18 protein-coding genes and 3 pseudogenes are annotated in these 23,614 nt (G+C 61.7%); 13 read left to right on the top strand and 8 right to left on the bottom strand.

Features of this window, described 5'->3' with window-relative positions:
- Positions 1 to 239 precede the first annotated feature (239 nt).
- From FHS49_RS04360 to FHS49_RS04350, 3 genes are read right to left on the bottom strand one after another with little or no spacing between them, the layout of a single operon-like run.
- The gene (locus tag FHS49_RS04360; RefSeq protein ID WP_221240361.1) at positions 240 to 1,301 is read right to left on the bottom strand and encodes an LLM class flavin-dependent oxidoreductase; all 1,062 of its coding nucleotides are present in this window, start codon (positions 1,299 to 1,301) and stop codon (positions 240 to 242) included.
- Positions 1,298 to 2,167: an SDR family NAD(P)-dependent oxidoreductase gene (locus tag FHS49_RS04355; protein WP_184015574.1), complete on the bottom strand. Its 870-nt coding sequence runs from the start codon at positions 2,165 to 2,167 to the stop codon at positions 1,298 to 1,300. The genes FHS49_RS04360 and FHS49_RS04355 overlap by 4 nt, the downstream gene beginning before the upstream one ends.
- Positions 2,168 to 2,169: 2 nt before the next feature.
- Entirely contained in the window at positions 2,170 to 2,787 is a 618-nt protein-coding gene (locus FHS49_RS04350) for an FMN-dependent NADH-azoreductase (protein WP_184015572.1), read from the bottom strand.
- Between the two features lie 71 nt (positions 2,788 to 2,858).
- Here FHS49_RS04350 and FHS49_RS04345 point away from each other — a divergent pair, with 71 nt between their 5' ends.
- A complete protein-coding gene (locus FHS49_RS04345) occupies positions 2,859 to 3,275 on the top strand; it encodes a winged helix-turn-helix transcriptional regulator (protein WP_246350264.1) in 417 nt (138 codons plus the stop codon).
- A gap of 112 nt (positions 3,276 to 3,387) precedes the next feature.
- Here the strand turns inward: FHS49_RS04345 and FHS49_RS04340 are convergent.
- A pseudogene (locus FHS49_RS04340) lies at positions 3,388 to 3,501 on the bottom strand (IS3 family transposase); the annotation flags it as partial.
- A 237-nt stretch (positions 3,502 to 3,738) separates the two neighbouring features.
- Positions 3,739 to 4,386, bottom strand: a complete 648-nt coding sequence (locus FHS49_RS04335; RefSeq protein ID WP_184015570.1) for a TetR/AcrR family transcriptional regulator — start codon at positions 4,384 to 4,386, stop codon at positions 3,739 to 3,741.
- Between the two features lie 275 nt (positions 4,387 to 4,661).
- Between FHS49_RS04335 and FHS49_RS04330 the strand changes: the two genes are divergently transcribed.
- The 4 genes and pseudogenes from FHS49_RS04330 (at position 4,662) to FHS49_RS04315 (ending at position 8,134) form a co-directional block, all read left to right on the top strand.
- A complete protein-coding gene (locus FHS49_RS04330) occupies positions 4,662 to 6,053 on the top strand; it encodes an amidohydrolase family protein (protein WP_184015568.1) in 1,392 nt (463 codons plus the stop codon).
- A gap of 46 nt (positions 6,054 to 6,099) precedes the next feature.
- Positions 6,100 to 6,576, top strand: a complete 477-nt coding sequence (locus FHS49_RS04325) for a DUF6640 family protein (protein ID WP_184015559.1) — start codon at positions 6,100 to 6,102, stop codon at positions 6,574 to 6,576.
- A gap of 83 nt (positions 6,577 to 6,659) precedes the next feature.
- Positions 6,660 to 7,412: pseudogene (locus tag FHS49_RS04320) on the top strand (IS5 family transposase).
- Between the two features lie 266 nt (positions 7,413 to 7,678).
- On the top strand, positions 7,679 to 8,134 hold the full coding sequence (locus tag FHS49_RS04315) for an ester cyclase (protein WP_184015557.1): 456 nt from the start codon (positions 7,679 to 7,681) through the stop codon (positions 8,132 to 8,134).
- A 7-nt stretch (positions 8,135 to 8,141) separates the two neighbouring features.
- Here FHS49_RS04315 and FHS49_RS04310 read toward each other — a convergent pair whose 3' ends face one another.
- Positions 8,142 to 9,098, bottom strand: a complete 957-nt coding sequence (locus FHS49_RS04310) for an AraC family transcriptional regulator (RefSeq protein WP_184015554.1) — start codon at positions 9,096 to 9,098, stop codon at positions 8,142 to 8,144.
- Positions 9,099 to 9,205: 107 nt separating this feature from the next.
- Between FHS49_RS04310 and FHS49_RS04305 the strand changes: the two genes are divergently transcribed.
- The 3 genes and pseudogenes from FHS49_RS04305 to FHS49_RS04295 all read left to right on the top strand — a co-directional run.
- The gene (locus FHS49_RS04305; protein ID WP_221240360.1) at positions 9,206 to 10,321 is read left to right on the top strand and encodes an alpha/beta fold hydrolase; all 1,116 of its coding nucleotides are present in this window, start codon (positions 9,206 to 9,208) and stop codon (positions 10,319 to 10,321) included.
- A gap of 38 nt (positions 10,322 to 10,359) precedes the next feature.
- Entirely contained in the window at positions 10,360 to 11,358 is a 999-nt protein-coding gene (locus FHS49_RS04300) for a zinc-dependent alcohol dehydrogenase family protein (RefSeq protein ID WP_184015552.1), read from the top strand.
- Between the two features lie 350 nt (positions 11,359 to 11,708).
- A pseudogene (locus FHS49_RS04295) lies at positions 11,709 to 13,136 on the top strand (IS1182 family transposase); the annotation flags it as partial.
- 714 nt (positions 13,137 to 13,850) lie between these two features.
- Here the strand turns inward: FHS49_RS04295 and FHS49_RS04285 are convergent.
- The gene (locus tag FHS49_RS04285) at positions 13,851 to 16,799 is read right to left on the bottom strand and encodes a TonB-dependent receptor (protein WP_184015548.1); all 2,949 of its coding nucleotides are present in this window, start codon (positions 16,797 to 16,799) and stop codon (positions 13,851 to 13,853) included.
- A gap of 343 nt (positions 16,800 to 17,142) precedes the next feature.
- Between FHS49_RS04285 and FHS49_RS04280 the strand changes: the two genes are divergently transcribed.
- The 3 genes from FHS49_RS04280 (at position 17,143) to FHS49_RS04270 (ending at position 20,288) form a co-directional block, all read left to right on the top strand.
- Positions 17,143 to 17,664 (top strand): sigma-70 family RNA polymerase sigma factor, encoded by a 522-nt coding sequence (locus tag FHS49_RS04280; RefSeq protein ID WP_184015546.1) that lies wholly within the window; start codon positions 17,143 to 17,145, stop codon positions 17,662 to 17,664.
- Positions 17,665 to 17,672: 8 nt separating this feature from the next.
- Entirely contained in the window at positions 17,673 to 18,647 is a 975-nt protein-coding gene (locus tag FHS49_RS04275) for a FecR family protein (protein WP_184015544.1), read from the top strand.
- 72 nt (positions 18,648 to 18,719) lie between these two features.
- The gene (locus tag FHS49_RS04270) at positions 18,720 to 20,288 is read left to right on the top strand and encodes an alkaline phosphatase D family protein (RefSeq protein ID WP_184015542.1); all 1,569 of its coding nucleotides are present in this window, start codon (positions 18,720 to 18,722) and stop codon (positions 20,286 to 20,288) included.
- 99 nt (positions 20,289 to 20,387) lie between these two features.
- Here the strand turns inward: FHS49_RS04270 and FHS49_RS04265 are convergent, their stop codons facing one another.
- Positions 20,388 to 22,589, bottom strand: a complete 2,202-nt coding sequence (locus FHS49_RS04265; protein ID WP_184015540.1) for a TonB-dependent receptor — start codon at positions 22,587 to 22,589, stop codon at positions 20,388 to 20,390.
- On the opposite strand from FHS49_RS04265, the gene FHS49_RS04260 reads away from it, so the two are divergent.
- Complete coding sequence (locus FHS49_RS04260) at positions 22,573 to 22,803, top strand: hypothetical protein (protein ID WP_184015538.1); 231 nt, start codon at positions 22,573 to 22,575, stop codon at positions 22,801 to 22,803. The genes FHS49_RS04265 and FHS49_RS04260 overlap by 17 nt on opposite strands.
- Before the next feature lie 131 nt (positions 22,804 to 22,934).
- Complete coding sequence (locus FHS49_RS04255) at positions 22,935 to 23,606, top strand: TetR/AcrR family transcriptional regulator (RefSeq protein WP_184015536.1); 672 nt, start codon at positions 22,935 to 22,937, stop codon at positions 23,604 to 23,606.
- The last annotated feature ends 8 nt before the right edge of the window (positions 23,607 to 23,614 follow it).

Raw genomic sequence — 23,614 nt, 5'->3', positions numbered from 1 at the left:
CGATACGATAGCCTGCATGACCCATGCCTCACTCTCATCGGCTGCCCGAGTTGCAAGCGCAAGGAAGTACGTAGCGATGGAACGGGCTGGCATCTGAAATTGCGAGCCCGAGGCGGAAGGGTCGTGCCAAAGTTTGCCTGAGGGAAGGTGAATCTAAAGCGTCCGCACTGCTCGCCCTGCCAAAATTTTCTTAGCCCAGAGTGGAGGTTGATTTGCTCACCTTCGCTACGGCAAACAGATCATGCAGCCGCGTGTCGATCCGCACCCGCGCTCTCGCGGCGGATGACGGGCGCCACTTCGAGCGCGAACCGTTCCAGTCCGCGGGCGATCGCCGCATGAGACTGGCCACCGATGTCGATCTGGCCGATATAGCGCGTCATGCCGGTCGCCTCGCGCAGTCTCAGGATGCGATCGATCACCTCCTGCGAACTGCCGGTGAACAGGACGCCGTCGGGGGCTGCCATCGCATCGAACGACGCCCGGGGGATACCGCCGCGCCCCGATAGGTGCGCGAAATAGGCGGTATAATAAGGATAGAAATCGTCGCGCGCGGCGCGCGAGGTTTCGGCGACGTGCAGGTGCGAATAGCCGGCGATCCGGGCCGCCTCAGGATCATGCCCGGCCTCCGCCCAGGTATGCCGGTACAGGCGCGCGAGTTCGGCATAACCCGCAAGCGTGCCGCCGAGCAGCGGCATGGCGAGCGACAGGCCAAGCCTGGCCGCGCGGACGATGCTGCCGGCCGACAGCGCGCCGATCGACACCGGCAGCCGGGTCTGGCTCGGCCGCGGCGCGATCACCGCATCGCTCAGCGCCGAACGGAAGCGTCCCTTCCACGTCACCCGACCGCTCGCGTTGAGCGCCTCGAACAGGCCGATCTTCTCGGTGAACAGCGCGTCGTAATCGCGCTGGTCATGGCCGAACAGCGCGAAATTCTCGGTGAAGGCACCGCGACCGAACACCAGCTCCGCCCGCCCCCGTGACACCAGATCGAGCGTCGCGAATTCCTGGAAGGTCCGCACCGGATCGGCGGTGCTGATCAGCGTGGACGCGCTGGTCAACCGGATCCGCGTGGTGACCGCCGCGACCGCCGCCAGCACGGTCGCGGTGGCCGACACCACGAAATCCTGGGTGTGATGCTCGCCCACCCCGAACACATCGAGCCCCAGTTCGTCGGCCAGCCGGCCAAGCGCGATCAACTGCGCCATCCGCTCGGTCTGGTCGGGCGCGTGGCCCGTAAAGGGATCGGGAACGATATCGCCGAAGGTGTAGATGCCCAGTTCCATCGCAGTGCCGATACTCACGGCAGCACCACGCCGTGCCGGGCACCGATGCTGGTGGTGATGTCCCACAATCGCACCGCCTTGGCCGGATCGAACGCCAGCGTTTCGGGCGCATATGTCTTGGGGTTGCGCAGCACCGTGGCGGTTGCATTCGCCGCGGAGGCCTCGGTCAGCACCCGCACCGCATTCTGCGCGGATTTCTCGGGTGTCGTGCCGAACGTGCCCATCAGCCGCATCACCAACGGCATTTCGGGGTCCGCCATCGCCTTGGTCTTGGTCGAGTTCACGCAGGCAGCGGTCAGCGTGACCGGGCGATCCGCCCACCGCCCCGCGGCCTCCTGCAAATGGAGAAAACCAAGCAGATGCGTGCCGAGGATCGACTTGAAGAACCCCCATTTGCGCTGTTCAAACTGAAGGTCGTCGAGGTCGGGCATGAAGATGTTGGGCACGTTGCCCGCGATATGGACGATGCGCCCATCCCCTGACGCCGCCAGCACATCAACCAGCAGGCGGTTGAGCACCGCGCGCGCCAGATATTGGAGGGCGAACGCGAATTCCAGTTCGTCCAACGTCACCCGCCTGGCGTTAAATGCCGCCATCGCCGTATGGAGCACGCCGTGCAGTTCGGGCTTCCACGCGCGGACCCCCGCCGCGACCTGCGCCATGCCGGCAATTGTCGACAGGTCGCCGGCCAGAAACTCGGCCGAGGCCGCGCCTGCGCGACGGACGCTCGCTGCCGTGGCCTCGCCCGTCTCGCGGCCACGACCGACGATCAGGACATGGCCGCCCCGCGCGCCGATCGCATGGGCGGCGGCGCGACCGATACCTGTCGACCCGCCGAAGAAGACGAAATTGCCGTTACTTACGTCGCGCTCGCCGCTCGTCATGATCAGGCTCCTCCCAGCAATCCGGGGATCTTGCCGATAGCGGCCGCAACCGCCGCCTCGACCGCATCCGGGCCGTAGGCGATGCCTTCGACCAGGAGGATACGCAGGTCGGCAATGCCGATGAAGCCGAGCACGGCGCGCAAGTACGGCTCCTGGAAATCATAGGCCTGCATCGGTCCTTCGGAATAGACGCCGCCGCGCGCTTCCACGATATAGGCAATTTTGCCGGTTGCCAGGCCCTGCGGCGCGCCATCGACATAGATGAAGGTGCCTCCCGGCATCAGGATGTGGTCGAACCAGCTTTTGAGCGACGAGGACAGGCTGAAATTGATCATTGCCGACGCGATCACCACCGTGTCGGCCGCCATCAACTCGCCGATGAGTTCCTCGGCAATCGCGACCGCCTTTGCCTGCTTCGGGCTGCGCTGCTCGGTCGGCAGCGTCCGGCCGACGACATAGTCGCTGTCGATATGCGGCGGCGGGGTTGCGCCGAGATCGCGCACCACCACGGTCGAGCCGGGCTGCGCGGCTTCGATCTGCGCGACCAGCGCTGCGCCGACCTTGGTCGAGAAGGAATCGTCGCTCCGAGGGCTGGTTTTCAGGAACAGGATCTTGGTCATTGCGTCACCTTGGTATAAAACGGTAACCTGACTTAGGATGGTAACCGTATCACCCGCAAGAAGGCACACCTTTGATACCGACGCACACTTCTGACACTGCCCGCCAGCAGGCGCACGATCCGATGGAATGCCGGGCGCTCAGCGATATCCTCGTGCGGATAGGCGACAAATGGACGATCCTCGTGGTGGGAACGCTCGGTGATGGAGCGATGCGGTTCAACGAAATCAAGCGCAGCATCAACGGCATCTCGCAGCGGATGCTGACGCTGACGTTGCGCGGGCTTGTCCGCGATGGCCTCGCTACCCGCAAACAATATCCCACCATCCCGCCGAAGGTGGAATATACCCTGACAGCGCGCGGACTATCCCTGCTGCCCCCGATTGTCGCGCTTACCGATTGGGCACGGCAGCACCTGCTCGAAATCAAGGCATCACGCGCACTGTTCGATCTGGAGGCTGAGTCTAATCCGACGACAGAGGCACCGTAGGCCCGCTTGAGATTGTCGATAGGTGCCGAAGCGGCAGGCAATCGAGCGCGCTACCGCGCAAGGCACGGAACCCGACCGTGGGACCGAAGGACCAGCGCAGGGTATCAGCTTGGAACTTATTGTCGGTCGGCTTGCCAGGCCGGCTGAAGTCCAGCGTCACCCCGTTCTCGTATGCCCAACGGTCGAGCGCTTTCGAGATGAACTCCGGCCCATTGTCCACCCGGATATCCGATCAGGAGTGCCCTCGCTAACGGCGCGAGGAATGCTGCTAATCGAAAAGGTTGCCGCTGCGCCAGAGGACTTTCAACCGATTTTGTCGTGGTGGATGCCGACGGTCCGGCAGTGAAAATCCGCTGTTGGGGATCTGTTGCGAGCCGCCGCATTTCTTGCGGCTGCCGCTCACTAAGTCCGTAAAGCGCACCTCACCTCGGTGAAAGTCTATTCCTGTCCGATCTTGCCTGCCCTAATCCACAGGTTTGAGAACGGCGAGGAAGACGGTGGTGGCGATCTGAACTTTCCGCAAAATCTCGTCTTCCGTGATAATCTCACCGAGCAGGGCGCGCAGTTGTAATTCCCCCGTCAAACTGTCGATGAACAACTGACCTAGCGCATCATAATCCTCTTCCCTGCGATCACGCTGGTCGCACTTGCGCAGTATTTCCGCAAAGACACCATATGCCGCAGCCGGCCCTTGCTCGAGAAATTGAACCGCGATCTCAGGAAGACGCGAGCCTTCGGCTACGAGGAGCCGATGGAGTGCCAGAGTTTCGTTCTCGAGAACTAGACGCAATGCGGTCTCGCTCGCGCTGCGCAAAGCGGAAACGGGATTTCCGTCATCCGTAAGTGCCAGTCTGAGTGTCGCTATACGATCCCGACAAAGGGTGGCCACGACTTGCTTGAAAAGCGCCTCCTTACTGCCGAAGACCGAGTAGAGATCGCGTTTCGATCCGCCCGTCGCCTCAATAAGAGCGTCGATCGACACTCCCGAATAACCTTTGGCCAGAAACAAGGCACCAGCCGACGCCAGGATAGCGGGGACTTGGTCTAGAACGACGGTACGCTGCCGACGCGGACGGCTTATCGGTTGGTCAATCGTGATCGGGCGCGCCATCGAGGCTCCTTAAGACTCTCGCTGCCCTTATAGGACGGTCGCCTCGCGAGCACCCGTCAAATGCGCACTACCGCGGAGAAGCGGCCATTTTGTTTTCTGAGGTTGGCGTCCCCGCCTCCGCACCATCTCTCAACGCTTCGTTATGTCGCCATGATTTGACAATGAGCGATATAAAGGTAATATGTGTTACCTAAGTCGCAATGATCCTCACGCGACGCTCTAACCCTGCGAAGGACGTTGTTATGAGAGATCTGCTTGTCCGCGGAGGTCATGTCATGACCATGGATCCGGCCATCGGCGACCTGCCTTGTGGAGACGTTCTCATTCGCGATGGTCTCATTGCCGCGGTGGCCCCGCACATCTCTGTCTCGGCTGCTGAAGTCGTAGAGGCGCACGGCAGGATTGTTATGCCCGGGTTGGTTGATGGTCATCGACACGTCTGGCAGAGTCTACTGCGCGGCTTGGCTGCCAATTGGACGTTCCCCCAGTATATGGTGGAAGCGCGCGCGCTTTACTGCGGCTGCTTCGACGCGGAGGACGCCTATGTCGCCAACTATATCGGCGGGCTAGAGTCCTTGAATGCCGGTATAACGAGTGTGGTCGACCACTCGCACCTGCAGACGTCGCCCGCGGTGTCGGACGCGCTCGCGCGCGGTTTGAAGGACAGCGGCGTGGGCGGAGTCTTCTGCTATGCGCTGCAGAACGTGCCGGACTATGTGGACGGTCCGCCCGCCGATGCCGCCGCGATCGGGGATCTGCTGACCCGCATGCCGGACGATTGGCATGACGCCAATGCCGCTGCGGTGCGAGACACCCATTTCACCGACGGCTCGATCCGCTTCGGCATCGCGCTTCCCGAGAGTGCCCCCTATGTCTCGGCCGATTATAGCGCCGCAATGCTGGCGCGCGCCCAGGCGCTCGCGCCAAGACTCGTTACTGGGCATTGGAACGCGATCGCCAAACCCGATTTCTATCAAAGCTCGCTCGGTGAACTGATAGATCGCGGCACCTTCGGATCCAAGACGCTGTTGAGCCACAACAACGACCTGCGTGATGACGACCTCTCAAGGATGGTGGAGTGCCGTATAGGCATGTGTACCTGCCCCGATGTCGAGCTTGGCATGGTGGGCGGCACCACGAGTCGGATGATGGCGCGTCGCTTTGTCGAACTCGGCGGCGACGCGAGCTTAGGGCTCGATATCACGTGCTTCGTGAAGGCAGACCTCTTCAAACAGGCCCGTTTGCTCCTGCAAGCTGAGCGGGCTACGCTGGCGCTGGAGAGGCCCGGTTCACCCAATGAGGTGAGCTACGCCACCCGTGCGGTGCTCGAACTTCTTACAATTACGGGCGCGCGATCCGCCGGCCTGGATGACGAGATCGGCAGCATTACCCCCGGCAAGCGGGCCGATCTGATTGCCGTGCTACCGGATCAACTCATTCCTTCTCCATTGGGCGATCCGGAGGCCACGCTTGTCTTCTATACGGACGCCTCGGACGTCGAGACTGTGATCGCTTCGGGCAAAATCGTAAAACGCCACGGCAAGCTCGTCGAAGTGGACGCCCACGCCCTGGGCTTACGGGTGACCGAGGCGCTGGCGCGGATCCAAAGTCGCTATGCAGCGCTTCCCAGGGCCGCCTTGCAGGACGTTTGGGCGGGAATGTTCTGACCGTGCCGGTCATCATCCAGGATTCCAGCTTTTAGGACGATTGCTTATGCGCATGCCGATATCGAGCCGTATCATCTACACCGTCGCAAGCGTCATGCTTCCTATCGGTGCGTTCAATGCGGACTATAATGCGTCGCACCAGTTCAATCCCGACTGGACGCCGCATGCCCGATTCCATGGGGCACAGACCCTCTCGTTCTCAGTGCTTCTCGCGGTGGCTACGATCTATTTTGCATGGCGCGGGTCGGAAGACCGCCGGTCGTCAGTCATTGCTACAAGCATTTTTTGCATGGTGTATTGGGTTGCTCAAGCGTTTGCGATCTTCTTTCCCGGCACGGCGTTCGTCGATCCCCGGTTCGATCTTCCATCCGGCTATATCTTTGGGGTGCCCGGCCAATTGATCGCCGAATTGGTCGCGCTGATCCTTACGCTCGTTGCCGCGTGGCTGGCGCTGAAGCCCGGCGCACGCTGGATTGTCACGCCTGCAAACGGAAAGCCGCGCAATGCCAGTGCGAGTGTCTGACTGCGTCGTTACGGGGGAGACTAGGTCAGGACCGATTAATCTGAGAGGCGTAATCTGATTCAGGCTCCACAAGGAGTCTGATTATGTGCGACCTGTATTGGCTGACGGACGAGCAGATGGCTCGGCTTGAGCCCTTCTTTCCCAAGAGTCATGGCAAGCCGAGGGTCGATGACCGTGGCGTGCTCGGCGGGATCATCTTCGTCAATCGCAATGTCTTGAGATGGCGGGTTGCGCCCCGTGAGTATGGTCCAGCCAAGACGCTTTACAATCGCTGGAAGCGCTGGGGTGAAAAGGGTGCCATCATCGCGATGATGGATGGCCGGTCTGCCAGAGGCGCCGAGCGCAAGACGATCATGATCGATGCGACCTATCTCAAAGCGAACCGTACAGCATTAAGCCTGTAAAAAGGGGGAGGCTGGTCGGCTGATCGGTCGCACGAAAGGCGGCGTGAATACCAGGCTGCACGCCGTGACCGACGCCAGGGGCCGTCGGATCAGCTTCTTCATGACGGCGAGCCAGGTTTTGCGATTACACCGGAGCCGCGGCTTTGCTGGACGGTTTGCCCAAAGCACAGTGGCTGCTGGGTGACCGGGGCTATGGTGCCGGCTGGTTCCGTGATGCCTTGCACAAAATGGGAATTACCTGCATTGTAGGCAGGAAGTCTCGCACCAAGCCCCGTCAAATACCACAACCGCCGCTATAAAAGCCGCAACCGGACCGAGCTCATGTTCGGCCGCCTCAAGGACTGGAGGCGCGTCGCAACACGCTACGACAGGTGTCCGAAAGTCTTCCTCTCCGCTGTCGCGCTCGCCGCTGCCGTCCTGTTCTGCCTATGAGTCCTGAACCTAAGTTTGGGAGCGAATCCCACAGGCTGATTTCGGCAAGAGTGGGCCGATTGCTGTCCGACGGCTTTGGTCGTCGACCGCGTCAAGCTGCCTATCGTCAGCCCGCCCGAGCGGGTCGGCTTCGCACAGCGTTTCTGCATTGAAAATTGGGCTAAGGATCATGGACCGCCGCTGCAGGTGAACGCTAGGTCGCTACGCATCGGCTCGAGCGACATTGTCCATCGCCAGCCGGACGCACCCGTATTGGAGACCTAGCCATGAGCCAGCACATTTCACGACACCGTTATGCTACCAGGTTGTTCGATCTCGACCGCGCCGTCATCGAACAGGGTGCAGACGATGCGGTCGGCACCTTCTACGCCGACGATTTCGTGCTTCATTGGGCCGACCGCGACCTAACGATCGAAGAACTGAACGGCTTCTTCAGCACGATGCGCGACGCCTTTCCGGACCTTACGGTGGAGCGGCCGCACGTCATGGTCGAAGGCGACTATCTCGCCTTCCGCGCCATCTTCTCAGGCACCTTCCAGAACACGTTCGTCAACGCTCCCGGCGGTCCGCTGGAGCCGACCGGCAAGCCGATCTCCTTCGAATCCATCGGTGTCCTGCGCTTTGATGCGGACGACCGCATCGCCGAGGAGTGGGTCCGCATCGACAATTTCAACATCTTCCAGCAGCTCGGTGGCAAGGTGACAGGCGCCACCGGCGGCTAAAATCCGCCTAGGTCAAGCGGGTGCGATAGGAACTGGGTGGCGCACCCACCACCCGCTTGAACGCGCGGCTGAACGACGCTTCGGAATCGTAGCGCAGCCGTTGTGCGACGTCGGCGATCCGGGCGCCCTCGTTCGCTATCCAGTGCCGCGCCTGGTGCATCCGTACCTCCGCCAGATAGCGCGCGGGCGTCTCGCCGACGATGTCGGCGAAGGCCGCGGCGAACGCCGATCGCGACATGCCCGCCCGCGTGGCGAGGCTCGCGACCGACCAGTCTTCCTCTGGATGGGCATGGATCGCCGCCAGCACCGGGCCGATCCGTGGGTGGCGCGCTGCCGCGAGCCAGCCGAGCTCGTCTCCGCCGCCATGCTCCATCCAGGATCGGATGATCTGCACCGCCAGCACGTCGGCCAGTCGCGCTGCTATGCCCGTCGCGCCGACGCGGTAGCTCGACATTTCCGCGGCCAGCGCATCGAGCAGCGGCATGATCGCCGGCTCGGAATGCATCAACGCGCCGGCGTGCAGCGCCGGCGGCATCGTGCGGAACAAGGGATGCGATGGATCGAGATTGAAGCGCATCGATCCGTAGAACAACAGGCTGCCATCGCCGTTCTCGACCGACGCCGGATCGTAGGGATCCTCCGACAGCGGCCGGCATTGCCACGCCGGAAAAGGAGGCATCACCGCATCCGGCGCACTGGCCAGGACATGGGGGGCGCCGCGCGGCAGCAGGATCGCATCGCCGGGCCGCAGTTCCGACCACCCGCCGCCCGCGGCCGACAGCCAGCACGGCATCCCGGCCACGATGTGAAAATAGGCATATTCTTTTTGCGGGAAGGCGAACGCCCATCCTCCGCGCAAGTGCCGGCGGCCATATTCGACGCCGTCTAGTCGGAGGCCGTGCAGCATCCGGGTCAAAGGATCGAGCCCACCGACGGGTGTGTTGCTGGATGAAATGTCATGCATTCAGGATGCATTGTCATTCATTGTCCAGCGCGTCCAGCGTAGCTCTCTGCCTGCGCACTGCCGGCACCGGCGCCAGGCGGCGCAGGCATGGGCTTGAAAGGCAGATTATGAACAGGCGCGAATTGGTCGTCGGTGGTGCCATGGCGGCGCTTCTTTCCGGCCGGGCCATGGCCCAGACCGGCGAACTGCGGGCTGCCGTCCGGCAATTGCCGGGATTCCGAAACGGGGTGGTAGACCGCCCGCGGCATCGCACCGCCTATATCGAGACGGGGCCGGCGGCGGGGCCGCTGATGATCTTCGTCCATGGTCATCCTGAACTCGCATCGACCTGGCGATGGCAGATGGCGCATTTCGCCGCGCATGGCTGGCGCTGCGTTGCACCCTACATGCGCGGTTATGGCGACTCATCGGTTCACCCCACGGCTGCGGCCTATACGATCCGCGAGATCTCCACCGATATGGCCGAATTGCATGATGCCCTAGGCGGTCGTTCGGCGGTGTGGGTCGGGCACGACTGGGGCGCGCCGATCGTGTGGGCGATGGCGTCCAACCATCCGGAGCGGTGCCGTGCCATCGTGAACCTGTCGGTGCCGTATCTGGCGCGCGGCTTCGCGCTACCGCACCTCGTCGCACTGGTCGATCGCACGCTGTATCCGATCGACGGCTACCCGGTCGGACAATGGGACTATTGGCTATATTATCGCGAGAGCTTCGCCTTGGCGCAGCGCGATTTTGAGGCGGACCCTGCCGCGACGATCGCTACGCTGTATCGGTCCGGCGATCCCAAGGCGGTCGCCGCGCCGGCCTTCACCGCGACGCTTCGCGACAAAGGCGGCTGGTTCGGACCCAGCCATCGCGCACCGCAGTTGCAGCGCGACCCTCGGTTGCTGTCGCAGGAGGATTTCGACCAATATGTCGATGCGTTCCGCCGGACCGGCTTTCGGGCGGCGAACGCGTGGTATCTGAACGACGCCGACAATATCGCCTTTGCCGGCGAGGCTCGCGACATGGGTCATCTGCGCTTGCCGGTGCTGTTTCTCCACGGAGAATATGACGCGGTCTGCGAGACGTTGAAGAGCCGCCTGGCGGATCCGATGCGGCAGGATTGCGCGAACCTGTCGGAGGCCAGCATCGCGAGCGGCCATTTCCCGATGCTGGAACAGCGTGACGCGGTGAACCGCGCGATCGAAACCTGGATGCAGGCCAAAGCGATCGCCGCCTGAGGCGCCGACGCATCACCCATATTATACCGGAGTTAGACATGACCGACACCTGCCGCATCGTTCGGCTGCACGAATTCGGCGACGCAGACGTGCTGCGCCTCGACACGCTCGCTTTGCCGCAGCCCGGCCCGGGCGAGGTACGCCTGCGGGTCCGCGCGATCGGCCTGAACCGCGCCGATGTGATGGTCCGGGAGGGCAAATATCTCTGGGCGCCCGATTTCCCCGCCACCCTCGGCTTCGAAGCCTCGGGCGTGGTCGAGGCGATCGGGCCGGGCGTCGGTCCCGCCTGGCTGGGCAAGACGTGCAGTTCGATTCCCAATTTCTCGCCGGTGCAGTACGGCGTCTATGGCGAGGTAGCGCTGCTGCCCGTCACGGCGCTGGCCGAATATCCCGCGACATTGTCGTTCGAAGAGGGAGCGGCGATCTGGGCGCAGTATCTCACCGCATGGGGCGGGCTGATCCATGTGGCGAAGATCGCTTCGGGTGATGTCGTTCTCATCACCGCAGCAAGCAGCAGCACCGGCGTCGCTGCGATCGATCTGGTAAAGGCCGAGGGCGGCATCAGCATCGCGGTCACGCGGACTGTCGCCAAGCGCGACGAACTGCTCGCGCTCGGTGCCGATCATGTCATCGTCAGCGATGAAGAGGATCTCGTGGCCCGCGTGCGGAGTATCACCGACGGCCGGGGTGCGCGTATCGTCTACGATCCCATCGGTGGTCCCGGCCTCGCCACGATGATCGCCGCGGCCGCGAAGAACGGCATCATCGTTGCTTATGGCATGCTTTCGCCGGAACCGACCGTGCTGCCGTTGTTCGAGGGTTTCCTTAAGTACATCACGGTCAAGACCTATGACGTCCACGAAGTCTACGACGACGCCGTTCTGCTGGATGTCGCGCGGCGTTATGTCGTTCGGAAGATAGAGGAGGGGCAGTTCACCCCCCGGATCTCGGCACGCTTCCCGCTGAGCCGCATTGCGGATGCCCACCGGCATATGGAAGCGAGCAATCATATCGGCAAAATCGTCGTCTTGCCGTGAGAGCCATGAAACGTCCGTGCGGTCTACGATGACCACTCGCTTGCTGCCGCGCAACACGATGCCAAGCATGGACAGAGGTAGGGGTCCCGATCGTATTCTCCAAAATTGGTATTCTGGCCACGAAGAGTTGGGACCGTGCGAGCGGTTTGAATGGCCGATATCAGTGTCGCGCATCGTTGGATAGAACAGCCGAGATTGGCGCTGCTGCCGAACCGTTCGACGAAATAGGAATGTCAGATTCTAGCAGGTACAGCCATTCATGCGTTTGTCGGCAACGGATTGGATTGGTCGAGGCTGTGTAAAAACGCGAAATTATGGTATGCTTTTTCCTGCTTTCTGGAGGCTTTGGCATGGGCCGTTTCGTTGAAGGGGAAGATTGGCGTCAGGATTCTCTGCTGCCTGTGTCACTTGATGATTATGTCTTGGAAGACAATCCGGTCCGGGTAGTTGAAGCTTACATCGATGCACTGGATTTGAAGACATTGGGCTTTGCGGGGATGCAACCTGCAGTAACAGGTCGGCCAGCCTTATCACCCGTCTACCATGTTGAAGATCTACTTGTACGGTTACCTCAACCGGATTCAGTCGAGCCGCCGCCACGAACGCGAATCTGGCCGCAATATCGAACTGATGTGGTTGACTGACACCTAACTCCTGACTTCAAGACGATTGCAAACATCAGGGTGGATAACGGTGCGGCGATCCGCGCTGTGTGCAGTCAGTTCGTACAGCTATGCCGGGGTATGGGCTTGTTCAACGGTGCCATGGTCGCGGTGGGCGGCAGCAAGTTCAAAGCGGTGAACAACCGGGACCGCAACCTCACCGCACACAAGGCTTCAAAGCGGATCGAACAAGTTCAGGCCAGCATAGATCGCTACCTGGCCACGCTGGATCGGGCTGATCGTGAGGACAGCGATATCCCCGAGATGCGGGCTGACAAGATCCGGGAGAAGATCGCGGGTTTGCAACGCCGCAATATCTCAAGGGACATGGCGGCCGAGGTGGAGGATGCTCCTCACAAGCAGGTCTCTCTCACCGATCCTGATGCCCGGTCAATGGCCAGCTCGAGCCGTGGCACCGGGATCGTCGGCTACAATGTGCAGGCGACGGTCGACACCGAGCATCATCTCATCGTCGCGCATGAGGTACTGAACGAAGGCTCCGACGGTGCTCAGCTTGCTCCTATGGGGAATGCGGCGTTGGATGCTATCGGCACTGCCGAACTCACGGTGCTGGCCGATCGTGGCTACTTTAGCGGCGAGCAAGTGCTTGAATGCGAGAGAACCGGCGTGCTGCCCTGCGTCCCCTAGGTCGACACCACGGGCCGGGCAAAACTTGGACTTTTCACGAAGCGCGACTTTTTCTACGATGCCGCGCAGGATCATTACTCCTGCCCGGCACGCGCCCAACTGACCCGAGGCAGGGTCCGTGTCGATCATCACGGCGATATCGACCAGTATCGCAACCTCACCGCCTGCCCTGACTGTCAGCTCCGACCGCGCTGCACACCGGAAAAGGTGAAGCGCGTCAAGCGATGGGCGCATGAAGCGGTGCTCGATGCCATGCAAAACCGCCTCGATACGCTCTCCGACGCCATGGGCATACGACGACAGACGGTCGAGCATGTGTTCGGTACGCACAAAGCCTGGATGGGCAGTACGCCCTTCCCCACCAAAGCCGTGAAAAACGTCAGAACAGAGATGAGCCTCAGCGTTCTAGCCAATAATATCAAACGAATGATCCAGATCTTCGGTGTGCAGCCTCTCATCCACATGATCGGACCTGATCAACTTACCAAACTTGCCAACAGCGCTCCCACAAACCAGCGCTACTCCTGCAGCTTTTTACACAGCCTCGGTCGACATCGGTTATAGCTGCTGTGGCAAAAGGTCATTCGCTCGCGCAATCGTTGCGATATTTGCGCCTGCGACAAAACTCTCCTCGACAATCCGCGCCTTGGCATCGGGTGCCCACATCCCGCCTGCCGCCTGCCGGGATCACATCCATCCTCTGAGGACGACGACCAACCTTGCTTTCGAACATTGTTTCGAATCCTGTTTCGACACCTGACATCAGGCTACCCCCACATGAGGAGGCTAAGCATATTCAGAACAGCGACCGCCGATATGTGGGAGAGATTTGGCGCTTCCGGTCTGGGGGGTGATTTGAAAGCAAAAGCGCTATCCGTCCCTCAGCCTGACCATCATGCAGGCCCGTAAGAGTGGACGCTTGAAGGATCGCCCTCCTATCGATTGGCGGCTCATCACCTATCTTCCGGTTACAACGCCTGACCAAGCCATCGAAAAGCTTGACTGGTATGCGCCCGTTTGATGTTCGAGGCTTGTGATCGTGCGTGAGCGGATACCCGAACCAGAATTCAGATTGTCAGCCGAGATGCCAGAGAAGGCGATGCCCATTCCTCAAAAGAGGATCCGCGGAGCCGGTGAGACGGACGGCACGGTGCCGTCCGCCTTGCAAAGCTACGCTCATCCTTAGAACCGCAGACTACCCCCGAACAGGATCGTGCGGCCGCTTACGGTGTTGGTCATCATCCGCTGGGCATCCTTGTCGGCGGATTGCACGATCGGCTCGTTGCCGATGTTGATCGCTTCCAGCGTGATCTGGAAGCGCGGCGTCACGTTGAAATAGGCCGACGCATCGAAGTTGGCGGTGCCTTTGATATATTCGCCGATATTGCCATTGCCGCCGCTGCCCCAGCGATATTTGCTGCGCACCGCGGCCGATGCGCGCACGCCCCATTTGCCTGTGTCGTAATAGACCGTCGCGTTCGATGACAATTTGGACAAATTGGTCAGGGGAAGCTTCACCGCAGTGCCCGAAAAGAGCACATCGGTGGAGCCATCGGCAATGGTGACATTGCCGAGCATCCCCAGCTTATTGAACGGCGCGGGCAGGAAATCGAAATCGCGCTTGGCGGCCAGTTCGATGCCCTTGATCGATGCACCCTCGCCGTTCACCGGCCGTGTATAGTTGAACAGGATTGCGGGATCCTGACCCGGCAGCAGCAGCGACACCGGGAAGCCCGTGCTATTGTACGGAACCGGCGTGGTCTCCGTGGTGATGAACGACTTCATCTTCTTGTAGAACAGACCGAGCGCCAGGAAGCCGCGCGTGCCGTCATAATATTCGAGCGAGGTCTCGACCGAATCCGCAATGAACGGTGCCAGATTGGGATTGCCTGCGCTGATCGTGCCGCCGAACGCCGCGACGTTGATCGTCGCCGCCGCACGCATATCGGCGAGCGCCGGGCGGTTGACGTTGCGATTGGCGCTCACCCGCAGCACCAGCGAGCGATTGAGGTCGAAGGCGATATTGGCGGCGGGGAGGAAGCCGTCATACGTGTTGGTGATGGCGACCGGTGTCAGAACGGCCCCGGTCAGCGCCGTCCCCACCGAATCGAGCGCGGTGCGATAATAGCGGACACCGAGGTTGGCGCGGACGCCGACGCTGCCCAGCGCCGCCTTGAGATCATATTGGAGATAGCCGGTGAGGGTCTTCTCGCGCAGTTCGTAATCTCCGCCGGCGATATTATTGCCGGCATTGAGGATCCCGCTCAGGCCGAGCGCTTTGAACGTCCCGTCGATATCGGCAACGATATAGGGTGCCAGGCTGTCATAGGGGACGATCCTGGTCGGCACGGTCGGGAGCCCCGGCTGGCCATCATAATTGAAGGTCGCCCGGCGCTGCAGGCCGCCATTCTCGAAACGCTTGTATGAGGCACCGGCCTTGAGCGTCGAACCCTCGGCGACGCGCCAGGCCAGCTCCGCTTTAGCGTTGTAGAATTCGCTCGCAATGCGGTCTTCGCGGCTTTCCGCGCCGTTCAGGTCCCATTCGGAAGGGTCGGTGACATCGAAACCATAGGTGTTTCTGGGGTTGGCGCTGTTCAGCCCGGAAAAGCTGTAGCTCTGGCCGACCGATTCCAGATAGACCTGATCATAGCTGGAGTTGAAGGACGATTTCGACCAGCCGGCCAGGATCGTTCCGCTGACGGTGTCGCTGAAATCGGTGCGGCCGTTGAGCGCGACCTGCCAGAAATCCGTCTGGTCGCGGGTGCTGCGGGTCTCGGTGCGCATGTCGACGCCGCTGAACGACGCGCCGACGATGCTGTTGAAGCGGTCGATCGTGACGCCGGTCAGCACCTGGGTGCCGGTGATGTTGTTCGCCGAGACGCCGTTGGTGCCCGCCGCGCCCAGCACGTCTGTTTCGCGCTTGTTGGTGAGCGTGCCGTAAAGAACGTCGAGCGTCACGTCGGTGCGTTCGTCGGGATGATATTGCAGCGCCCCGGTCACGCCCAGGCGCTCGCGCTTGTTGAACCAGCTCGCATAGGTCTGCGCACGGCTGTTCCACACCCGATTGGCGCCGGTGGCGCTGACCAGCAACGCGCGGTCCGCGGCGGAGATATTGGGGCCGACATTGGCGGCGCCGAAATTGATCTGCGACCAGTTCCAGTTGCGATAGCCGAATTCAATCGTTTCGGCGGTGCTGTACGCCACCGATACCAGCGCGCCAAAGTCGCCCCAGCGGTCCGATAGCAGGCCGACCAGCCGCGGCGTGACCGTCTTGGTATATTGGTTGCTCTGCCCCTTGGCGGAAACCACGGCGGTCAAGCCGGGAAAGTCGAACGGCTTGGCGGTGTGGAGGCCGATCGTGCCGCCGATCCCGCCTTCATCCTGCTCGGCGGCATAGGATTTCTCGACCGTCACCTGATTGAACAGTTCGGAGGCGAAAATGCTATAGTCGAACGAACGCGAGCGGCTGACGCTGCTGCGGCTGTCGAGGCCCGACGACGTGTTGGTCAGAACCTCCATGCCGTTGAGTTGGGTCCGGGTAAAATCCGGCCCGAGCCCGCGCAACGAGATCTGGCGCCCCTCGCCGCTGTCGCGGGTGATCGCAACGCCAGGCACGCGCTGAAGCGATTCAGCCAGATTCTGATCGGGAAAGGCCGCAATATCCTGCGCCACGATCACTTCGCGCGATCCGGTGGCGGCCCTTTTGAGTTGCGCGGCGCGCGAAAGGCTCTCGCGATAGCCCGTCACGACGATTTCCTCACTTTCTTCACCTGAGGTGGCATCGGCAAGCGTATCGCGGTCCTGCCGCTCAAGGATCACCGTATCGCCGACGATGCGCCCGCCGATCGCGCTGCCCGCGGTCAATTGGCGCAGCGCCTCCTGCGCGCCCATCCGGCCGCGCAGGCCATTGCTGCGCAGGCCGTTCAGCATCGCCGGCGAGGTGGCGACCTGCAGCCCGGTCACGCGCGAAAAGGCCAGCAAAGCCTCCGTCATCGATTGTGCCGGCAGATTGAAATCGAACTGGCGCTGTTGCGCCGGCGCGGCCTGGGCCGTGGATGGCAACCAGGCGACGCTCGAAAGCGCGGCCGAACAGAAAAGCAAATGTGAAATGCGAACCGTATTTATCATCATGACCCCCGAAGTTTATCCGTCTCGGGGGGCAAGACGGGCGCGGCGAGCGAAACCCGACACAAGAAAACTTATTAATTTTCGGAGACATAATTATTACAAAATAACTACAAACAAGAGTTATAGTGCTATTTGAATAATCTGAGGTATTATAACTTATTATTACTGAATAAATTCAGATGAATTCGAAAAATATGGATTTTCCTTGTTTAAGATAAATCAGATTTATTCAATTATTATTTTGTGGGAGTTACGAGGATATGTGCTCGATATGACCGGAAATCCGATCCGCGAGATTGTCACAATGCCCTGATAGACGCGCCGGCAAACCAGTCCGGGATGACGCGTGCCTGTTTCACTACCCCAGATCGACGAGCAAGCGGGGGCCGCTCCCGAAGACTGGGAGGCGATCACCGCCGCGCTCAGCCGCTATGTGCGGGCGCGCACCAGCCGCAGCGATCAGGTCGAGGACGTGGTTCAGGAGACTCTGTCGCGGCTGGTCGAGCAGAATCGGCAAAAGACTTTGGTCAGCATCTATGCGCTCGGCTTCCGGATCGCCGCGAACCTGTTGGTCGATCATCATCGCCGCGACCGCCGCTATTCGAATGAGCCCATGATGGAACAAGTCAGCGAAGCACCCTTGCCCGATCGTGTGATCGCGGGGCGACAGGAATTGTCGGCGCTAACCGACGCGCTGGCGGCGATGCCGCCGCTGCGCCGCGAGGTCGTCGTGCGGCGACGGTTGCGCGGCGAAAGCTGCGCGGCGATCGCCCGGGATCTGGAATTGAGCCTGAAAGCCGTGGAAAAGCACATCACGCGGGGATTGGCCGATCTGCATCGGGCCATGGCGGCGAGGGACAGCCAATGATGCGAGACATGCAGATCGCCGCGGATGCCGCTTTATGGGTCAACCGGCTCGATCAGCCGGTGATCGACACCTCGGCCAGCGCGGCATTCGATGCCTGGATGGCGGCCGATGCCCGTCATCGGGAGAGTTTTGCCGACATGCAGGCGCTGTGGCATTCGGACACGCTTTTGCAGGCGCTGGAGCGGTCGGAAGCCTCGATCGCAGAGGGCGAAGCGCCGGTTACCCGGGCGTCGCGGTTCGCCGACTTGCGTCGATCTGCGCTGTGGTTCGCCATGGCGGGAAGCGCCGCGATGCTGTTCCTGATTGTGCCGAAACTCGGCGTCGAAACCTACCGGACCGGAACCGGGGGCGGCCGGACGATCGTGCTTGCAGACGGATCGCATGTCGATCTGAGCGGCGATGCCGAGCTTAGCGTCCGGATCATGCCATGGCGCCGCGAGGTGACCTTGGCGCGCGGCGAAGCATTTTTCGACGTCGCGCACGAGCGCTGGCGTCCGTTCTTGGTGAAGAGCGGATCGACCTCGGTTCGCGTACTCGGCACGGCCTTCAACGTCGACCGGCAGAGCGCCACCCGCACCGCCGTTGAGGTCTATCGCGGCGCAGTGACGCTCGATACACCGCGCACTCAAGACATCGTGTTGCACAAGGGCGACCACGCGCGCGTGGTGGATGATCGCATCACCGCGCAGGCAACCAACCCCAATGCCGGTGTCGGCCGTCATGACAAGCCTGACTGGACCGCGGGCTGGTTCGAAGCGTCCGACGTCCCGATGAGCGTATTGATCGCCAAAGTGCAGCGTTATTCGCTGCGGCCGATCCGCCTTCGTGATCCCAAGATGGCCGCGTTGCCCGTCAGCGGGCGTTTCCAGGTCTCGGATCCGGCGCGTGTGCTCAATGCGATCCGCGGTGCCTATGCGCTCGAGGTCCGCTATGATCGCGATGTGATCCGCATCGCGCCCTCGGCCGGTGGCCCGGCTTCCTGAAAAATCGCGCACCGCTGTCGGGTCGGGGGTGCCTGGGCCGTCTTCCCTGAACGAGCCAATGCTGGGGTATTCATGTCCAAGACGTTTTTCGACCGCCGCACCCTGATCAAGCTCGGCGCAGCGTTCACGCTGCTTGGAGCGGCGAGTCCGGCGCGCCTGTTGGCTGCGCCAGGATTTCGTCATTATCCCTTCACCCTGGGGGTGGCTGCGGGCGATCCCACACCCGAAGGCTTCGTGCTGTGGACGCGTCTGGCGCCCGAACCCATGAAGCCCGATGGCGGGATGCCCCCGCTGGATGTTCGGGTGCGCTGGGAAGTCGCGGAGGATGCCGCCTTCCGCCGGATCGTTCGTTCGGGCACGGCCATCGCCAGGGCCGGGCTCGCCCATTCGGTGCATGTGGAAGTCGATGGCCTGCGCTCGCACCGGCCGCATTGGTATCGCTTCCTCGTGGCCGGTGCCGATGCCAGCCCGGTGGGCTGCGCGCGGACCGCCCCTGCCGCCGGCGCGGCGGTGGACCGGCTGCGCGTGGCGATGGTCGGCTGCCAGAATTTCGAGATGGGCTATTTCACCGCTTATGCGCATCTGGCGCGCGAGACCGATCTCGATGCGGTCTTCCATTATGGTGATTATATCTACGAATTGGGACCAGGTGCCACCGTCGGCCCGCGCCGCCATGTCGGTAACGAACTGGCTTCGCTTGCCGATTATCGCCAGCGCTATGCGCAATATAAGGTCGACCCCGATCTGCAGGCGGCGCATGGTGCCGCGGCCTTCATCATGTCGTTTGACGATCACGAGATCGACGACAATTGGGCCGGCGCGCTGGACAAGGACGGCAATAGCGCCGCGATGTTCGCACCGCGCAAGGCGGCGGCGCTTCAGGCCTGGTACGAACACGTCCCCGTGCGCCGCGCCCAATTGCCAGGCCCGCACAGCACCATGTATCGCCGGCTTGATTACGGATCTCTGGTGCGGATGCACATATTGGATACCCGCTCGCATCGCAGCGACCAGCAATGCGAGCGGCTCGGAATGACCGCCGAGGAGCGCAGCCAATGCCCGCGCATCGATCGGCCCGAACGCACCATGCTGGGCGCGGCGCAGGAAGCCTGGCTGGATCGCGGGTTGGCGAATGAGGCGCGCTGGAACCTGATCGCGCAGCAGGTGATGGTGATGCCTCACGATTCGCGAAAGGACGGCAGCACCGTCACCGACACCAGCACCGACAATTGGAACGGCTATCCGCTGGCCCGGCAGCGCCTGATCGACAGCATTCATCGGCGCCGGCTGACCAATGTGGTGATCGGCAGCGGCGATGCGCATCAGAATTATATCGGCGCGGTGCCGCTGGACGTGCGCAATCTCGAAGGCCCGGCAATTGCCAGCGATTTTCTCGCAGCATCGATATCGTCGGGAGGCACCGGTGGTGTCCGGCATCCCGATGAACAGGATGCGCTCAGCAACAATCCCAACATGCGATTGATCAACAATCAGCGCGGTTATCATCTCCACACTATCGCCGCCGATCGCTGGCAGACCGAGGTGAAGGCGATGGACCAGGTTGACCGGCCCGGGGGCAGCATTGCCACACTGGCCACTTTCCACGTCGATCCAAGGCGGCCCGGCCCCGAATTGGCCTGACGTCCGCTGTTGAGGCTGTGTTGGGCGGCGGCGAGTAGAGAGGGTCGCCCCCGCCCCTGCACAGCTACCCACTCCAAATACGCGCGAGCGTGCTCCGTATCATTGGTATTCGATGCGCAGTTGCAGTGAAATGGTGCGCCCGCGTTCGGAGATCGCATTCTGATTGCCTGCAAGAAAGGGCGTGGGAAATGCGAAGGCTACGGCATTGGCGTCCGTCACATTATTGCCGATAAGGCGTAGCTCCCAGCCCCTGCGTGATGATCCGATCGCCGCGCTGAGGTTCAGCGTCGTAAAGGGATCGGAAGAGACGGCGTTGGCCAGATCCTGCTGATAATATTGGCGGCTTCGATACTCGACCGAGCCGTTGAGCCGCGCCTCCAAATTGTCGCTCAGCCCGGTGCTGAGATCGAAACCAGCGCTGCCGAGCCATAATGGTGCCCGCGGGATCTTGAGCCCGGTCAAACGATCGCGCGCGTCGGCATAGGTGTTATTCAAGTAGAGCTTCAATCCCCTTGTCGGCCGCCAGATCGCTTCGACCTCGACGCCGCGGCTGCGCAAATCCGTGTTGCCGATGACGAATTGGAGGCCATTGAAAGTGATAAGCTGATAGTCGTCGACCCAGGTATAGAAACCCGCAATGTTAAGCGTCCAGTCGCGCGACGCGCTTTGCAGCTTCACACCGCCCTCGGCGGTGCGCGCCACTTCCTTGCGATATTCGGAATCCTGAAGCAGCGTAACGGAGCTTGCATAGCCGCCTGATTTCGTGCCCTTGCCATAGGAAGCGTAGACGAGCGCCTGCGGCGAGAGTTCATATTGCACGCCTGCCGAATAATCGAAATTCTGCTCGCTGCGCGATTTGCGGAACGGCGCATAGGGCGGATAGGCGACAATGCTGAAGAAGCCGGGGACGAGGATGTCGCGGCTGAGATTGACGGCCTTGGATTCCCAGGTGAAGCGCGCGCCGCCACTGATCCGCAGGCCGGGTGCCAGCGTGTAGTTCGCCTGGCCGAACAGCGATTGCGCATCGCTGACCTGCTCGAAATTGGTGCGCTCGGATCCGGCGATATTGACGCCCGGCGCAGGGCCGAACGGATAGGAGGCGGCGATGATCGGATTGGTGACGAAGCGCGAATCCAGATAGAGGCCGCCAATGATGAAGTCGAACGTGCCGCCCGTCGGTGAGGCGAGGCGAACCTCCTGACTGAATTGTCGCTTGCGCTCGCCCGAGTCGATATAAAGATAATCGCCTGGCTGGAAGTCGGCGTCCGTCTTGCCAAAATCCTTCAATTTGGAGAGGCCGGTTATCGACGTCAGCGTGTAACCGGCAATATCGATATTGGCAGTAAGGGCGAGTTTGTTGGTCTCGAGACTGGTGAATTGCTCCCTGCCGTCGCCGCGGCTATCAGTCACGGCATTGCGCCGATCGAGCCTGGCATCGATCGTGCCGGGATAGCCTGCGAGCGCCGCGAGAAGCTCCGGCGTGCCATTTGTCGCGACGAACTCGGCCGCAGATCCGCGATTTCGAAGCACGTCATGCTGAGCCATCAGCGTGACGTCCACGCCTGGCGATGGCTGCCAGACGGCGACAAGGCGTGCGGCATCATCATAGGTCCGTTGCGCGTTCCTGCCGAGCGCCACGTTGCGTACCCAGCCTTCGTCATCGGTGCTCTGGCCGGAGACGCGCACGGCCAAGCCTTCCGCGATCGGAAGATCGACGCCGCCGGCGAGACGCGCCGAGCCGAACTCGAACTCATAACTCGCGGTCGCGTCGATCGCGAACACGTCGCCGGGCTTGCGCGTAATGATGTTGACGGCACCAAGACTGGTGTTCTTCCCGAGCAGAGCGGCCTGCGTTCCGCGGATCACCTCGACGCGCTCCACATCGAACAATGATGCCGAAAACTCGCTGCTGCTCGGCGCATAGATGCCATCGATGAACAGGCTTACCGAACTGTCGAAAGACGCGGCTCCCGGCGCGGAGCCGAGGCCGCGGATCGCAATGCCGACGCCGTTTCCGTTCGGTGGGCTGTCAAGCGAGATGCCGGGGGCCACGCTTTCCAACTGTTCCAGGCTCGACATTCCGCTACGCGCAAGCGCCTCTGGCGTGACGACGTTGATTGTCGCGGGCACATCCTGGATGGTTTCCTGGCGCCGGCGCGCGGTCACTATGATGTCGCCTTCGTCCGAGCGTGCCTTGGTCTCGGCCGGTGCATCCTGCGCAAGCGCGCGCGAGCCGGCGAACAATGCCATTGCCATCAATCCCGACTGTGCCAGCAGCCGCGTCATGTTCGAGATCTTCATTTCTTCCTCCCCAATTGCGCACGGCACGACGCGTTTGCGCCGCTCCGCAACACGATCCTTGGGAGTTGCCGCCACGGGCGTCGGTGCTGCCCCTTGCTGGCTGCACCTCAACACCGCTGCATCCTCCCTGCCAGGTCGGCTTTCGCGCCGCCCGTATTTTGACTATTTAGTCATTATTGCAGAAAATCTATTTTCTGCAAGTGGGCGGAGTTGAGTGGCTCGTGATCGGGTCTGGATTAGAAAAGCGCACGCCACACGGTGCCCGACGGCATCAAGCCCCGGTTGCGGCGCTGGACATTTTCACCTCAGCGCAATAGCAACGGACGGCAGGGAGGCGGTGTCGGTTTGACCGAAGATAGCAAGCGAAGCTCAGGTGTCAGACAGAACAGCCGCCGCCTTCGGACGCGGGACCAGCTTCTCGCCGCAGCCGAAATTCTGTTCGCCGAACGCGCGCCCGACGCCGTCAGCATTGACGAAATCGTCATCGCCGCCGGCGTTGCGAAGGGGACGTATTACAATCATTTCATCGACAAGGCGGACATCATCCACGCCGTTTACCGAAGGGTGCGGATGCGGATCGAGACGGCGATTGCCGAAGCCAATCGCGAAGTCGATGATCCAGCGTCGCGCGTTGCGCGCGCGCTGTGCCTCTATGCGCGCACCGCGATCGAGACACCCAACGCAGCTACCGTGCTGACCAAGGTGCTGGAGAAAGGGCTGCCCGAGGACACGCCACTCAACCACGGCGTTTTCGACGACATGCGTGAAGGGATGAAGCGCGACCGCTTCCGCATCCCAACCGTTGAGGTCGCGGCAATCCTAGTGGTCGCCGTGTCTCAGCAACTGATGGCGCACATCCTTCAAGGCGAGCAAGGCTATGCCGCCCGCATTCTAGCACAGCAGTTGATCGCGATGTTGCTGGCTGGCCTCGGACTCGAACCATCGGAAGCCTCCGCAGTCTCCGCCAAGGCGGTGGAGGATATTATGCGTGCCGGCCTTCTAAATCTGACTATATAGTCATATAC

This window comes from Sphingobium boeckii (assembly GCF_014199215.1).
GTDB classification, from domain to species: Bacteria; Pseudomonadota; Alphaproteobacteria; order Sphingomonadales; family Sphingomonadaceae; genus Sphingobium_A; species Sphingobium_A boeckii.
This window is presented reverse-complemented; position numbering and strand designations above follow the sequence as displayed.